The sequence below is a fragment of the Ureaplasma zalophigenitalium genome (genome assembly GCF_025780055.1).
GTDB classification, from domain to species: Bacteria; Bacillota_I; Bacilli_A; order Mycoplasmatales; family Mycoplasmoidaceae; genus Ureaplasma; species Ureaplasma zalophigenitalium.
Window position 1 is genome coordinate 36,279 of record NZ_JAOXHJ010000006.1, and the last position, 15,451, is coordinate 51,729.

Annotated in this window: 16 protein-coding genes; 10 read left to right on the forward strand and 6 right to left on the reverse strand. The window is 31.7% G+C overall.

What is annotated here, in order from left to right:
* Positions 1-46 precede the first annotated feature (46 nt).
* The 6 genes from deoC (at position 47) to OF365_RS02715 (ending at position 6,364) form a co-directional block, all read left to right on the forward strand.
* Entirely contained in the window at positions 47-715 is a 669-nt protein-coding gene (deoC, locus tag OF365_RS02690) for a deoxyribose-phosphate aldolase (protein ID WP_263818074.1), read from the forward strand.
* Positions 715-2,229: an MATE family efflux transporter gene (locus tag OF365_RS02695; RefSeq protein ID WP_263818075.1), complete on the forward strand. Its 1,515-nt coding sequence runs from the start codon at positions 715-717 to the stop codon at positions 2,227-2,229. Before deoC ends, OF365_RS02695 begins: the two co-directional genes overlap by 1 nt.
* Positions 2,201-3,559 carry a DEAD/DEAH box helicase gene (locus OF365_RS02700; protein ID WP_263818076.1) on the forward strand — a complete coding sequence of 453 codons (1,359 nt, stop codon included), beginning with the start codon at positions 2,201-2,203 and terminating at the stop codon, positions 3,557-3,559. The genes OF365_RS02695 and OF365_RS02700 overlap by 29 nt, the downstream gene beginning before the upstream one ends.
* Before the next feature lie 8 nt (positions 3,560-3,567).
* Complete coding sequence (locus OF365_RS02705) at positions 3,568-4,272, forward strand: PHP domain-containing protein (protein WP_263818077.1); 705 nt, start codon at positions 3,568-3,570, stop codon at positions 4,270-4,272.
* A gap of 84 nt (positions 4,273-4,356) precedes the next feature.
* Positions 4,357-6,066 (forward strand): ATP-binding protein, encoded by a 1,710-nt coding sequence (locus tag OF365_RS02710; protein WP_263818078.1) that lies wholly within the window; start codon positions 4,357-4,359, stop codon positions 6,064-6,066.
* A gap of 4 nt (positions 6,067-6,070) precedes the next feature.
* Positions 6,071-6,364 (forward strand): hypothetical protein, encoded by a 294-nt coding sequence (locus tag OF365_RS02715; protein ID WP_263818079.1) that lies wholly within the window; start codon positions 6,071-6,073, stop codon positions 6,362-6,364.
* Positions 6,365-6,384: 20 nt separating this feature from the next.
* On the opposite strand, the gene metG is transcribed toward OF365_RS02715, so the two are convergent.
* The 6 genes from metG to ytpR are packed head-to-tail and all read right to left on the reverse strand — an operon-like array spanning position 6,385 to position 12,193.
* On the reverse strand, positions 6,385-7,926 hold the full coding sequence (metG, locus tag OF365_RS02720; RefSeq protein ID WP_263818080.1) for a methionine--tRNA ligase: 1,542 nt from the start codon (positions 7,924-7,926) through the stop codon (positions 6,385-6,387).
* A gap of 10 nt (positions 7,927-7,936) precedes the next feature.
* The gene (locus OF365_RS02725; RefSeq protein WP_263818081.1) at positions 7,937-9,169 is read right to left on the reverse strand and encodes a replication-associated recombination protein A; all 1,233 of its coding nucleotides are present in this window, start codon (positions 9,167-9,169) and stop codon (positions 7,937-7,939) included.
* Positions 9,162-10,007, reverse strand: coding sequence for a 16S rRNA (cytidine(1402)-2'-O)-methyltransferase (rsmI, locus tag OF365_RS02730; protein WP_263818082.1), 846 nt, complete (start codon positions 10,005-10,007; stop codon positions 9,162-9,164). The genes OF365_RS02725 and rsmI overlap by 8 nt, the downstream gene beginning before the upstream one ends.
* Before the next feature lie 2 nt (positions 10,008-10,009).
* Positions 10,010-10,561: a ribonuclease M5 gene (gene rnmV, locus OF365_RS02735; protein ID WP_263818083.1), complete on the reverse strand. Its 552-nt coding sequence runs from the start codon at positions 10,559-10,561 to the stop codon at positions 10,010-10,012.
* The gene (locus OF365_RS02740) at positions 10,531-11,589 is read right to left on the reverse strand and encodes a ribose-phosphate diphosphokinase (RefSeq protein ID WP_263818084.1); all 1,059 of its coding nucleotides are present in this window, start codon (positions 11,587-11,589) and stop codon (positions 10,531-10,533) included. Before OF365_RS02740 ends, rnmV begins: the two co-directional genes overlap by 31 nt.
* The gene (gene ytpR / locus OF365_RS02745; RefSeq protein ID WP_263818085.1) at positions 11,582-12,193 is read right to left on the reverse strand and encodes a YtpR family tRNA-binding protein; all 612 of its coding nucleotides are present in this window, start codon (positions 12,191-12,193) and stop codon (positions 11,582-11,584) included. Before ytpR ends, OF365_RS02740 begins: the two co-directional genes overlap by 8 nt.
* A gap of 182 nt (positions 12,194-12,375) precedes the next feature.
* On the opposite strand from ytpR, the gene OF365_RS02750 reads away from it, so the two are divergent.
* The 4 genes from OF365_RS02750 (at position 12,376) to rpsI (ending at position 15,163) form a co-directional block, all read left to right on the forward strand.
* Positions 12,376-13,245 carry a DegV family protein gene (locus OF365_RS02750; protein ID WP_263818086.1) on the forward strand — a complete coding sequence of 290 codons (870 nt, stop codon included), beginning with the start codon at positions 12,376-12,378 and terminating at the stop codon, positions 13,243-13,245.
* A 2-nt stretch (positions 13,246-13,247) separates the two neighbouring features.
* The gene (locus OF365_RS02755) at positions 13,248-14,234 is read left to right on the forward strand and encodes an NAD(P)/FAD-dependent oxidoreductase (RefSeq protein ID WP_263818087.1); all 987 of its coding nucleotides are present in this window, start codon (positions 13,248-13,250) and stop codon (positions 14,232-14,234) included.
* 84 nt (positions 14,235-14,318) lie between these two features.
* The gene (rplM, locus tag OF365_RS02760) at positions 14,319-14,774 is read left to right on the forward strand and encodes a 50S ribosomal protein L13 (protein ID WP_263818088.1); all 456 of its coding nucleotides are present in this window, start codon (positions 14,319-14,321) and stop codon (positions 14,772-14,774) included.
* A gap of 2 nt (positions 14,775-14,776) precedes the next feature.
* Positions 14,777-15,163 carry a 30S ribosomal protein S9 gene (gene rpsI, locus OF365_RS02765; protein WP_263818089.1) on the forward strand — a complete coding sequence of 129 codons (387 nt, stop codon included), beginning with the start codon at positions 14,777-14,779 and terminating at the stop codon, positions 15,161-15,163.
* Positions 15,164-15,451: the final 288 nt, after the last annotated feature.

A 15,451-nucleotide genomic window follows, 5' to 3' on the forward strand; every position in this document is an offset into this window, starting at 1 on the left:
TAAAGTTTTAAAATGTATTACAATTATATAATAGAAGGTGAAAAAAATGAATAAATATAGTAAGTATATCGATCATACTCTTTTAAAAAACGAAGCCACATTTGATGACATTAATGATTTAGTTAACGAAGCGATTGAATACAATTTTTACAGTGTTTGTATCCAACCGTTTTTTGTCAAATACGCAAAACACTTGTTGTTAGACGAGAAAGTTAAGATTACAACAGTAATTGGCTTCCCGCTAGGAATGAACACCACAGCAACTAAGGTTTTTGAGGCTAAACAAGCCATACAAGATGGAGCCGATGAAATTGATATGGTAATTAATATTAATGAATTGCGCAGCCAAAACCTTGAATATTGTTTATCAGAAATTAATCAAGTAAAACAAGCAATTGGCGAACATGTTCTAAAAGTGATTGTTGAAACAGCGCTTTTAGATCACGATACAAAAGTTTTTGCAGCTAATTTAATTTTAGCCTCGAATGCTGATTTTATTAAAACATCAACGGGATTTGCATCATCTGGTGCAGTTTTAGAAGATGTTATTTTGTGAAAAGAAATTTTGAATAATCAAAAAGAAATTAAAGCAGCCGGTGGCGTTAAAAACTTTGACGATTTAGATGCTTTTATTAAACACGGAGCAACGCGAATTGGTACATCATCCGCCATTAAAATTTTAAAAAACGCAAAGATTGGTGAAAGTGATTATTAATGCAAAATACATCAAAACAAAATTTTTGAACGAAACACTTTGGGACCAAAGAGTTTGTAAAAATCATTTGCAAATTGTTTTTCCCAACAGTTATTAACTTTATTATCCTAACTATTATCCCGATGGTGGGATCTTTTTTATTAGCTGCTTTTAATGTCGGTAATCATGGGACTGAAGCTAAAACAGCCGCTATTTTAGCTATCGAGGTTATGTTTTTACCTGTAATTTTAATGACAGCTATAACTTCAATGGGGGCAACATTAGGTGCTCAATATTATGGACGGAAGGATTTCATGCGTTTTAAGGAAACCATGAACTTCTCAATTTTTGTAGGATTAATTATAGCTGTGGCTATTACAATTCTGGCTATGAGTATCCCACATAAACTAATCGGATTATTCAGTGGTTCTCATTTAAAAGATAGTGCTACACCTGAACAAATTGCATCATTTAAACTAACAAACGAATTAGCTGCCAGTTATTTACGGATTATTATTGCCTCACTGATTCCGTTCATTATTAGTTTTACATTTGCGACTGCTTTCCGTCAAGATAAAGCTACATATTGACCGTTAGTATCATCATCAATAGCTTTAGGAATTAACATTATTTTAGCAGCGATATTAGTAAAGGTTTTTGAACACGACTATTATAAGGCAACAATGGCCGTTGCAGGATGCACATTGATTGCACGGTTTACAAACGCATTATTTTTAGTAATCCTATCATTATTTAAAAAAACACGACCATTTTATATTTTTAATCATTTGCGAATTAGCAAACTAGTGTTTAAACAGGTGGTAAAAGTTGGTTGACAAATTGTGATTAATGAATTTTTATTTGCCTTGGGGACAACTGTTATTTTAGGATTTATGTTGAACTATTATAGTGATAAACGTGACTCAATTGCGACCGTATCTTTATTAATTCAATTCATTGCATTAATGTGACCGGGATCAGCTGCGGTTACAGCTGTAGTAGTAACTGCTGAATTAGGTGCCCAAAGAAATGACTTAGCCAAAGAAAATGCGCGTCGATTAATTAATTGAAGTTTTATTGCTGCTACAATTTTAAGCATTATTATTTTAATCCTTTCAACTTTTGTTAATAATTTATTGAACCCCCCAACCGATGACTCATTAGCTGCTAAAGAGAGAGCGGAAGCGATTGTGAAAACGGCAACATATTTAGAATATGTGCTTTTAGTACGCGTTATGTTTGAATTCCCGTTTGCTTTTATGTACTCAGCCATTAAGAGTGGAGGAAGTAAATTCTTATTAACAATGGATATTTTATCAGTTGTAATTTGAATGGTTATTATTGGACTTATGACAAATGTGAATGTTGACCCAAATAACAAATATAACATTTACCTCCTATTTTTCATTATGTATGCCGAAAATATTTTCAAAATCACATTGGGATGAATTATATTTAGCAAAACGAAGTGAAACAAAACGGTTATTCATGCAGAAAAGGAATTAGATGAAAACACAACAAATAAACAAATTTAAAAGTTTACAACCCTGAATCATTGAGGTTTTAAATCATTTAAATATTATTAAACCAACACAAATTCAAAAGGATACTTTTGGATATTTAAACAAACACAAAAATTTAGTCGGTATCGCTGAAACTGGAACAGGAAAAACCTTAGCTTTTTGCTTACCGATTTTAAACAATATAGATTTTCAAAAACAACTACAGGCTTTAATTATTGTCCCAACTAAAGAACTAGCCATGCAAATTAATGCGGCGTTAAATCCGTTTGCCAATCACAACAAACATTTATTTATTAAAGCTCTAGTCGGTGGTGTTGATTTAGAGAAACAAGTTAATAAAGATTGAAATAAAAACCAAATCATTATTGCCACACCGAATCGATTAAAATATTTTTTAGAAAATAATTATTTAGATTTACGAGATTTAAAAACTCTTGTTTTTGATGAAGCTGATATGTTAATGGAACACGGTTTTGCGGATGATTTAGATGCGGTGATGCAACGCATTAGCAAACTAAATGTACAAAAAGTTAGCTTTTCAGCAACATTAAATGAAATGTTATCTATCCAAATTAAAAAATATTTTGGTGATACAAAAATTGTTAATAGTGCGACAAATATTTACACAAACGAAAATATTAAACACTACATTGTGCACAATCACGATAAAGACCACTCTTTAGCGACTATTATGCGTACAATTGATCCATATTTATGTTTAATTTTTTGTAACACAAAAAAACAAGTAGAAAAAATCTACAAACAATTATTAGATCAAAAATATAATGTAGGAATGTTTCACGGTGATTTGCAAAAACGCGAACGACATAATGCTTATAAAAAAATGAAAAATTTAGACTTTCAATATGTTGTTTGTTCTGATTTAGCTAGCCGTGGTTTAGATATTGACGGAGCGAGTCATATTATTAGCTATGATTTACCAACTGAAAGCGAATTTTATGTTCACCGTGCAGGGCGTGCAGGGCGTGGTAAATATACAGGTGAATCATATGTGTTATATGATAATCGTCAAAAATCAACAGAACTATTGAAATTAGTTAAAAAAGGTATTGTTTTTTGACATAAAAGAATCCGTAACAACGAATTAGTGAATTACAAATACACTTGAAAAACAAATAAAGCACCAGTTGATTTTAAAACGAATTTAGAAATTAAAAAAGCTGTTTTATTAGCTGATAAAAAAGTGAAGCCTGGATATAAGAAAAAACTAAAACAAACAATTAGTAAAATCCAACAAAAAAACAAACGTGCTCACATTGAGAAAAAAATGAACGCTCACCGGATTCGGGGTTATAAGATGAAGAACGCTAATAAAGAGTAATCTCTAATATGTTGAAGATTAAAATCGATTTGCATACACATACATCTGATTCTAATAAATACGGATCAAATGTAAGTAAAAATTCAGACGAGGATATTTTTTACAAACTAAAAACAAACAACGTAAAAATTGTTTGTTTTTCTGACCACTTGAATTTTGATAAAAATCAATATTTGAAAAGGGTAAATTTAGGTTTAGAGTTTAAACCACAAATTATTGTTTGGCCGGGGATCGAAATTGATATTTACCTGCACCACAAGAATACACGAGCGCAAGTGATTGTAGTTTTTAATCCCGATCACAATTTAGAGGAATTAGAAGACTTTTGTCAAGAACATTTTAACCCGGATTTTAATCCCTTGAATTTTGATAAATATTCTTATGCTGAATTAGTTAATTTATTAACCGATAAACAATATGATTTTTTAATCTTTCCCCATGTAGGAAAAGGAGCAGATGTTGTTTTTCCTCAGGATATTAAAGACCAAAGAGTTGATGGTTTGGATAGTATTAAACCAGATCATAAAAATGTTCAAAAAATGCGCAAGCATAACATACAAGCACCAGTTGTTTGTTTTAGTGATACACACGATTGAGATAACTACCCACAACATAGTTATTATTGGACATGATTAACAACGAATTCATTAACTTTTAATGACGTCAAACAAGCTATTTTAAATAAACAAATTGACTTAAAAAAATGTGTTTAAAACATGATAAAAAAGAGCGTGATTAACGCTCTTTTTATTGTTTTTAAGCTTATAATATTGATATTAAACGAATAGGAGGCATTTATGATTTCATATATTGAATTTGCCAACAAAAAAACAGATGAAATATACCGCTTAGATTTTGATCCTCATTGCAATATTATTCTTGGCTGCAAAGGATCTGGAAAGAGCAGTTTATTATTAATGATTGCTGAGATTATAGCAGAGAAAACGATTAACAATCCGAGTCTTAATGATTTTAAGGATCGCTTTCTTGGCGATTGGGTTGTGAAAACAATTTGTTACGATCAAACAAATAGAATTGATCAAATTAATCACAAGGAATTAAAAATCGATGCTAAATGGGAAAAAATCCCCGCTGAACTACAAATGTTTTTACCTGGTTATATTGTTCAAAACGATAATCGAAAAATTTCGCTTGACGAAATTACAGAAATCGAAAAAACAAAAAAGAAGGTTACAAATGAATTTATAGATATTATTGCTAACAAGCGACCTTTTGAAAAAGAATTAAAATTATTTACTGAACTATATAATTATGTGGATGAATATTATAATTTACAAAACCAAACTCTAGATTACACTGTTTTTATTAAAAGTGCCAAGAGTCTTGCTGAATTAAAAAACAAGAAGACGAATTTTACCCACAATTTAAAATACGATCCAAAACAACCAATTGACCGATGTGAAGAATTAGAAAAACAGCTGCAATTAAATTATATTGAACGTTTGAATATGCTGATAAATTCCGAAAAAAACGTTGAAAAGATTTTTGAAGAAATGAATTATTTATTCCCTAATTCCAAACAGGTTGATCAGGCATTGATAGCGCTGAAAGAAAATCATAAACAAATGATGGATCTTATTCGATCGCAAATTGAAAAACATGTTTTACTAAAACAACATATTCAACGATATAAAACCACATTCGCCCTATTTGCTAAAATTTTTCGTAATAAAATTAATGAAAATAAAATGCGAAATACACAGGAACAAAACATGTTTGAAAAATATACCCAAGTGCTAGAATATTTTAAACGTCTGCCCCGTATTTTAATTAATATTCAAGAGCAATATCAAAAAATTGTGAACGACGAGACAATTATCCCGATTAATTGAACATTAAAAAAAGAACTCGACGGCTGCCCAGGTTTAGAATTTCGCTTCAAACCTTTTAACTTATCAAACGAAGAGAAAAAGGATATTATTAAAAAATATATTGGAACGCCAGGAAATGGTAACATCCGATTAGACAAGTTAAAACTAGATAAATCAGCAAAAAACCAAGAAAAAATCATAGTTGACTTATTAAAGAAGACCGATAACGATGAAAAGCGTATTGTTTTATATGCTAACAACCAGGAATATTCAACATTATCAAACGGACAAAAAACCCTTTTTGGTGTTTTATACGGAATCGAAGCAGCACGCACATCCAATGCTTTGCATGCCAATTATTTCCTTTTAGATCAAATTGAAGACAATCTTGATTCGAAAACTGTTTTTGATCAAATTCTACCAATCTTAAAAACTCTAAAACAGGAAAATAAACAAATTTTTATTGTAACGCACAACCCTAACTTAGGGATCTTATTAGATGGCAAGGTGATTGAAACCGATATTCATCATCCTAATATGGCCTTTAAATTTAAAAACGTTGAAATGCTTGTGGGATATGACAATGCCCAGTCTATTTATTTAGAAGGAACAATGCAAGCACTTGAACAACGCCGGGCTATTTTAAACAAAAAAATTCAGAAGAAAGAAGGTTAAAACAATGATTATAATTAATTATATTCCAGAAGATCAAACAATTAGTGTGTCTTCAGATAAGATTCGCGAAAACAAAAAAGGTAACCAGTTGATTATTAATGTTGAAAACCCAGGTGAAGGATGACAAGCAGATAAGATAAATAATTTTTTAGCTTTATTAGTCGATAATGAACAAGAATTAACAGTGATGTTGACCCCAGAAGCCCAAAAGGTGCGCAAGGAAATATTTGCGATTGATTTTGTTTATGAGCTCTTTGATACTTTTGCTAACGAATATAACGCAAACAAACAAAAATAAAAAAGGACCAGGATCCTTTTTTATTTTTCTATATTAATCCGCTGGAAGATAGGAGATGCAGATCCCACTTCATGATTATCAAATAATTGATAATCCTTAAGTTTATCAAAGGACAAGATCTCTGTGGTAAATAACATTTGTTGAGCAACGGTTTGGGTTGATGTTTGCAGAATAGGTTGATATAGGATTGTACAGATGTGAACAACTTTTACTAATAAATATAAAAGTTCATCTAAGGTAGCTGAATCATTATTTTTAAATAACTCCCACGGTTTTTTTTCTTCAATATATTTGTTAGCAAAATCCAGTAAGTTTTGTAAAACTATCAATGCCTTATCAATTTGGTAAAAATTAATTTGTTTAACAAACTGATCAATAAATTGGTTTAACTGGTTTGTTAAAATTGGTGATAGAACAGCAGGGCGAACAACATTATTACTGTATTTTTTTAACATACCAAGTGTGCGAGAAACCATATTCCCAAAATTATTAGCTAAATGAGTGTTGTAGGTTTCAATTAAATTATCATAACTAAAAACACTATCTTTGTACATAGATAAATCTGCTAATAAATAATAACGGGTTACATCTGGGCCAAAACGATCAATTAAGTCATGAGGATCTACAACGTTTCCCAATGATTTAGACATTTTGCCTTCTTTGGTAATTATTCAACCATGAGAAAGAATTCTAGATGGTAAGCGAATCCCTAAATCATGTAAGAATATAGGTCAATAAATGCAGTGGAAACGTGTAATTTCTTTGGATAACAAATGCACGATTTCTGTTTTTTCGTCATTTCAGAATTTTTGAAAAAGTTGATCGTTAGAACTTAGAAAACCCGTAGCTGTAACATAGTTCATTAAAGCGTCTAACCAAACATAAATCACATGTTGTGGATTTTCAAGAATAGGTATTCCTCAATTAAAACTCGTTCGCGAAATAGAAAGGTCATTTAAATCTTGTAAGAAGTTGTTGACTAATTCATTTACACGTTCTTTAGGAATAATAAAATCAGGGTGTTGCGCATAATAATTTACTAGGAATGGAGCACCCTCCTTCATTTTATAAAAATAAGAAGCTTCTTTTTTTTCTTCTAAAACATGACCGAACCGGCATGTTTTTTGTTGTTTATGATTGATTAAAACGTCAGCATCATTGATGTTTTCTTCGCATGAAACACAATAATTTCCAACTCATTCACCTAGATAAATTTTATTTTGCTTATATAATTGGGAAAAAATCTTTTGTACACTTTGGATGTGGTCACGATTCGTCGTACGAATGAAACAGTCGTAATTGATTTGTAAACGCGTTCATAAATCAACAAAATGTTGTTGCATGAAATCAACATAACCTTGCTCACTCATATTAGCTTCTCGAGCCTTGGTTTGGATTTTTTGGCCGTGTTCATCGACCCCCGTTACAAAAAAGGTTTCATAACCAAACAACTTTTTATATTTTGCTAAGACATCAGCAATAATGGTTGAATAAGCGTGCCCAATATGTGGCTTACCAGAAGGGTAATAAATGGGTGTGGATATAAAGAATTTTTGAGACATTGTCATCCTCCTATTTTTTTCTTTTTGTAAAGTTTTGATGAATAATATTTAGCTTGTGCTCTAAATCATTGTTTTGACTGAAATAATATTGTTGATTTTTAATGGGTTTAGGTAAATAGTCTTGCTGCACGTGATGATTAGGAAAATCATGTGGGTATAAATAACCTTGCACACCTAACTTAGCTGCACTAGCATAATGGGCGTCTCGCAGGTGGTTAGGCACATTATGTTCACCCGATTTGTCTAATTCAGTCTGAACATTATTATAAGCTAAATACGAAGCGTTAGATTTAGGGGAAAGGCAAATTTGAATCACCAAATTAGCAAGGATTTTTTCGTTTTCGGGATATCCTAGATAACGACATGAACTAATTCCCTGATCCACGCGCGCACATAAATTAATATTAGCTAAACCCACATCTTCATAAACGCAAACTAGCATACGACGATAAATAGCATCGAAATCACCAATACGAACCAAACGTGCTAGATAGTATAAACCAGCATCAACATCAGATCCGCGTAGGGATTTGTGAAAAGCTGATTTTAAATCATGAATTTCATTACCATCCTTATGGCTCAAACTATAAGATCCACCCATAATTTGTGTTAACAAATCAAGTTTAATAGGGGTTGGCTCATTATATAAAACACTAATAATTTCTAAGATGTTAATGATTGCGCGTAAATCACCATTAGTGTGTTGAATTAAAAAAGCAAAGGCATTTGGTTCAAAAAAAGAATCGGGGTTAAATAAATTAGTTAATCGTTGTTCAATGCTTGCGTGTTTAATAGGCTCGAAAGATAATAATTGACAACGTGAGCGTAAAGCCGGATTAATAGCAAAAAAAGGATTCTCGGTAGTAGTGGCAAAAATGATAATTTTATTCGTTTCAATTAATGGCAAAAGAATATCTTGTTTATCCTTGTTTAAACGATGAATTTCATCAACCACGATAATGTATTGTTGGGATAATTTAGCAACTTCTATTATGTTTAATAAATCTTTTTTAGTATCCAAGACAGGATTAAAAAATTGAAAAGGAATATTTAGTGCATTCGCTAAAACGCGAGCAAAACTAGATTTACCAACACCAGGTGGCCCGTGCATGATTAAGTTGGATGCGTGTTTTTTATCAGCCATGCGAGTTAACAAACCGTTTGGTCCCAAAAGGTGCTCCTGCCCGACTAAATCAGTTAAACTCTGAGGAGATTTTAATTGTTCTATAACTTTTTTAAGCATAATTTAACATAATTTTGTAAAGCTCACTAGCATTTAGTTCATAAGTTTTGGCAACTTGTTTACATGCATCTTTTAAACGCATTCCAGTACGTGTTAAATCCAGGATGCTTTTAACAATTATTTCAGAATTAGTTTCTTGTTCGTGCTGGGCTTGTTGTTCATTGTTATCAACAACAATGACAAACTCACCTAATTCTGTAATTTGTTCGGCTATTGTTGAGATTTTCCCATAGTAAAATGATTCATTTAGTTTAGTTAGTTCACGACCAACAAAAACATGTACATCACCAAAAACTGATTGCAAATCCGCTAAGGTTTTTTTGATTCGATGCACAGCTTCATATATAACAAACGTTGTTTGTACGTTAGCATATTTATTTAAAACTTGGAGACGTTGTTTTTGAGTTTTACCAAGAAAACCAAGAAACATAAATGTAGACGATAAAAGCCCGCTAGCAACTAAGGCGTGCATACATGCTGAAGGACCATTAATTACTTGCACGCCAATGTTGTTCGCATGACAAGCATTAATGAGGTTATATCCTGGATCGGCCACGGTTGGATATCCAGCATCACTGACCAGGACAGTTTTATAATTTTTAATATAACCTAATGCTTCGTCAATTTTGACTTGCTCCTTGAAATTATCAAAACGAATTATTTTTTTGTAATCTATAATGTTAAAAGCGTGTAAAAGTTTTTTGGTAATACGGGTGTCTTCACACAAAATAACATAAGCTTCATCTAAAGCTTGGATGGCTCGGGGACTCATTTCGTTTAAATTACCGATGGGTGTGGCAATAACACTTAATTGACATTGAATATCTTTTAAAAGCATAACTACCCCTTTCTTTTTGATAATAATTCTTTGATTTCTTGAAAATGCAAGTTCATCATTACCAAGCGTTTATATAATTGTTTATGATTGGCATAACTGATGTGCAACTGATCACATAATCATGAACGTTTAGCTTTATTGTTTAATTCTAGTTTTAAATACTCTACTCATTGCATTCGCTGATCATCAGGTGTATTAAATGGCAAACAATATTTTTGCAAACATTCTAATAAAATTTTATTATCTGCTTCAGCAATACCAATTTTTTTAGAATTTTCCGATTGCATATCAGTTTTTTTAATAAAACAATGATAAACGGGAGCTTGGACATAATTAGTTATAATTTTGCGAATTCGCTCACCTTGGTAATCGGGGTCTAAAAACAAAATAACACCTTTAGTTTGCTGAACCTCTTTTATTAAATCAAGGGTTTGCTGACTAATTTGTGAACCGTTAGTTAAAATAAATTCAGCATTAACTAACGAAGAGAGTTTTTGTTGATCAGTTTTCCCCTCAACAACTATTACTGGTCGTATTTTTGGGCGTTCAAACATACAGTTTCTACAATGTCTTCGAATAGTAGTTTCGAATTTAAATCGTGAATCATTGACATAGAACCATCGTTTTGTGAGTAAATTCGAATACACTCACTTAACGAATTAGCAACACTCACAACTTTTAATCACGGGTAAGTTGGGTTTTTAATAGTATCAGTAATGTATACAGCATTAATAACCTTGTTTTCAATAGCCTTTTGAATACGCTGTAAAGCGTTATTGTTGAATAACCCGTGTGTAGCCATAATAGTAACTGATGCTGCGCCTTTATCATGAACTAATTGAGCTGCACCTAAAATGGTTCCTCCAGTATCAATCATGTCGTCTATTAAAACACAATCCTTCCCTTTTACTTCACCTAAAATATTATTGATTTGTATTTGATTCATTCCACATCGACGTTTGTCAACAATAGCCAATCCTGTGTTAGTTGCCATGGAAATTTCACGACTACGTTTAACTGAACCATAATCAGGAGCTACAACAACAACGTTTGATAAGTCGTCATGGTTATCTCTTGAATATTGTTTGAATAATGATCAAGCGCCTTGTAATGTATCAAAGGGGATGTCATAAAAACCTTGCTGTTGGTTAGAATGGATATCGTAAGTTAAAACGCTATTTGCCCCTGCGGCTTCGATTAACTTAGCTACTAAACGTGCTGAAATTGGTTCTCGGGGACTAGCCTTACGGTCTTGACGTGCATAACCAAAGTAAGGGATGATGACGTTTACACTTTTAGCTGAAGCCCGGCGCATGGCGTCAATAGCTATTAAAAGCTCCATTAACGCATCGTTGACTGGTTTTGATGTTGATTGAATTAAAACCACACGACGGTGACGAACAGAAATCTTTGGCTTAATCAAGACTTCACCATCAGCGAAACAGGCTATATCAATCGGTGATAATTCAGTATTTAAAATAGTGGCAATTTTTTCACCCAACTCTTTTGAATTTGAAAGAGCAAAAATTAAAACATCCTGCTCTATACTTGAACATTTTTTCGTATTAGTTGTTTTAGGCATGAGCATTCTCCTTTGCATTAGCATAAACAAAATCACACACTTCATTTAAGTGGTATGCTTGAGGATCTAAATCAATGATTCCCTCTTCATTGAAACCATGAACATTTAATTCTTTTTGTGAACACAACATACCACTAGAAGCTACACCCATTAATTTTGATGCTACAATATATGTTCCATTAGGCATCATTTGGTTAATTTGTGCTACAACAGTTAACATGTCTACTCGAACATTCTTAGCACCACAAACAATTTGTAAGGTTTGATCATCAATTAACACCTGACAAATGTTTAGATGAGTATTGGGAATAGGTTCAAAGCTAATTATTTTGCCCACTTTAAAATACTTAACATTTTCATTCTCTAAAATTAAATTGGTAATTTTTTGCAATTGACTAATGAATTCTTCGGTTGGTTTTAAAAAACCTTCAACCAATCCGCTAAAATATTGACTAGCACGGAAAATGTTGATTCCTACAAGTTGATCATTTGCTTTTAAGACGACAACATCGTCATTAATGTTTTGTTGTTCTGTTACTATTTGATTATTAAAACTTATTATTAAGCTATCGTTTAAGGTTTGATTATTATAAATAATGTACATATTAATTCTTTCTTCCTTTATATATATTATAAATAACATATAGTTTGAAAAAATAAGGAATTAAAAAAAGTGAGAAATTGCCCTTTTTAATCTGTTTTAATAAATTAGCTGAATTTTTATTTTTCGTGTTGAGTTTGTTTCATATACAATATAATTAATATTTTCAAGAAAGGTTGTGTGTTATGAGAACCGCAATATTAATTGACTCAGGTGCTAACGTTTTAGATTTAGAGCACCCCGATGTTTATTTTATTCCTATTGGACTAACGATTCGCAATCGAAACACTGGCGAAGAAAATGCTTATGATGATGTCTTAGATGTTAGTCAGGATCAAATGCGCAGTGCCCTAATCGCTAAACATGATATTAAGACGAACTATCCATCTACTGGTAAAGTAATTAACAAACTAGAAACCTTGTTTTTGGAGTATGAGCGAGTAATTGTATTGACTTTATCATCTGGTCTGTCAGGTTTTTTCGCATCATTTCATGCAACAAAAAAACATTTTGAAAACAAGAATTTATTAGTTGTTGATTCAAAGGCTGTGAGTGTTGGAATTCTTTGATTGGTCGAAGAATTATTAAAATTATTAGAAGCTAATGAAAATTTAAACAATGAAACAATTACGAATTTTATCGAATCACAAACACAAAGAATAGTCGGTTCGGTGATTGTGTCAGACCTAACACAATTAATTAGTGGGGGTCGATTATCAAAAATTAAAGGATTGATTGCTTCGACATTAAAATTAAAACTGATTATTAAATGAAATTACAAACTAGAATACGCAGACAAATCACTAAGTTTTGCTAACGCCATAGATAAAGCTTTAACTATTATCGATAAAGAAAACGCGTGAAAATCAAGGGGAATAAAACGTATTGCTTTATTAACTGATTTAGAGAATAATGAACAAATTGAAACTCTTAGAAAAATAGTTACTGAAAAATTAGAACAAAATGTTGAGGTAATTAAATCTTATTTACCTGGATGCATTTATGCGCATGTGGGTATTAACAATTTTGCGATTATGATTGAAGCGAATGAATAAATATGATATATGATGTAGTAATTATTGGTGCAGGACCCATTGGCTTATTTACTGGAGCTATGAGCGGGTATTTCCAATTAAAAACATTAGTATTAGAAGCTAGTGATACTTTAGGTGGTCAAATCAGTTATTTATATGAAAACAAGGAAATATACGATGTGCCCGGGTACCCCAAAATCATTGGGAAGGATTACGTGCAAGCATTAATTAGACAAATTAAAGCATATGAACCAATTGTTGAAGTTAAAACAGGAACAAGTGTGTTTAGTTATAAAGAAACTGCGAATGAAACCTTTTTATTGTTTGATGAAAAAGAGCAATTAATATGCGAAGCTAAATTCATGATTTTAGCTTTTGGAAAAGGCGATTATATTCCCATTAAACTTGAAAATATTATTAATGAACAAAAAATAAAAACAAAAAATATTTTATATTCAGCTCATAAAAACGAAATTGATTTCAATAATAAAAAAATCGTTGTGTTGGGTGGTGGAGACAGCGCATTAGACAATAGTGTGTATTTGAAAAAAAACTACGAAAATACGGAAATCACGATTGTGGTACGTAATGACATTAAAGGTAATTCTTTTGGTGAAGAAGAACTAATTAGTCAAAATATTCAAATTTTTAAGAAAACCAAAATTGATAAAATTGAGCCTAACAAAATTTTTTTAGAACAAGTTATAGATGAAAATACAAAAAGTGAAGTCGTTGCTAATTTTGATTATATCTTGGTTCAATATGGTTCATGTATAAACCAAGAAATTGCTTTTGCAAATTGAAAATCATTAGAACTAAATACACGGAACCGCATTCTAGTCAATAGTGTAAACGAAACAAGTTTAAAAAGAGTTTACGCAATTGGTGACTGTTGTTTTTATGATACAGGGATTAATAACCAAAATATATACTCAATTATTACTGGTCAAGCAGACGGTTTTAAAGTCTTACAAAGAGTTAAGCAATTTTTGAAAAGTATTGAAAAATAACTGGAATTTAGTATAATATTACAAGTTACATCCAACCCGCAATTTTTAATTGTATATTTTAAATATAAACACAAGGAGATTTTGATGCAAAAATCAACAATGCTAAAAAAAGAAGCAGCTAATGATCGTCGTATTTGATATGTAATCGATGCTACTGATCTAGTTTTAGGTCGTCTATCAGTTGCTATTGCTGATATTTTACGTGGAAAAAACAAACCAGACTTCACACCCAATGTGGATGGCGGAGATCACGTAATCGTTGTTAATGTCAATAATATGGTATTAACAGGGAACAAAGAAAAAAACGAAAATTGATACAACCACTCTCATTATATTGGTGGATTAAGAACTCGTTCTGGTAAAGAAATGTTAACAAAATACGCAGATGAATTATTACGTCGTAGTGTTAAAGGTATGTTACCTAAAAACCGTTTATCTCGTCAAATCATTAATAAATTACACATTTACAAAACTGCTAATCATCCTCACGAAGCGCAGACGCCAGTAGTTTTAGATTTGAAGAAAGCGCAAGGTAAATAATTATGACTCAATATAAAGGTTTAGGAAGACGTAAATCATCTGTTGCTCGTGTGCGTTTAACGCCAGGGACAGGAAAATTTTTAGTAAATAAAACTACGCCCGAAAAATTCTTTCCAAATAAATTAGTTATTCAAGATATGATGCAACCATTAACTTTATTAAAACTTGAAGATCAATTTGATGTTGAAGTTAATGTTATTGGCGGGGGTTTTAATGGCCAAGCTGGAGCTATTCGTTTAGGTTTAGCAAGAGCTTTAATCGAGGTCAAAGCGGATTACAAATCTGATTTAAGACAAGCGGGTTTAGTAACTCGTGATGCGCGTGTAAAAGAACGTAAGAAATTCGGTTTATACGGAGCACGTAGAGCACCTCAATTTACAAAACGTTAATTTTATTTTGGTAAAACGAAAAAATAATTTTAATCAAAAAAAGAATTTAAAAAGCCCAGGAAGGGCTTTTTATTATTCCCAAACCGGAATAAATACATGGAATTTATAACAATATAATATAATTATATAAAGTAATTGGGGGAGAAAATATGAAAAAATCATTATCCAAAAAGAAAAAAATCGCCATATCCAGCGCGATCATAGGGACCATTTTTTCTGCAGCTACTGTAATCGCTGCAACGCAATGAAGATGATCAAAACACCATGCATATGCAGAAGCGTTGCAAG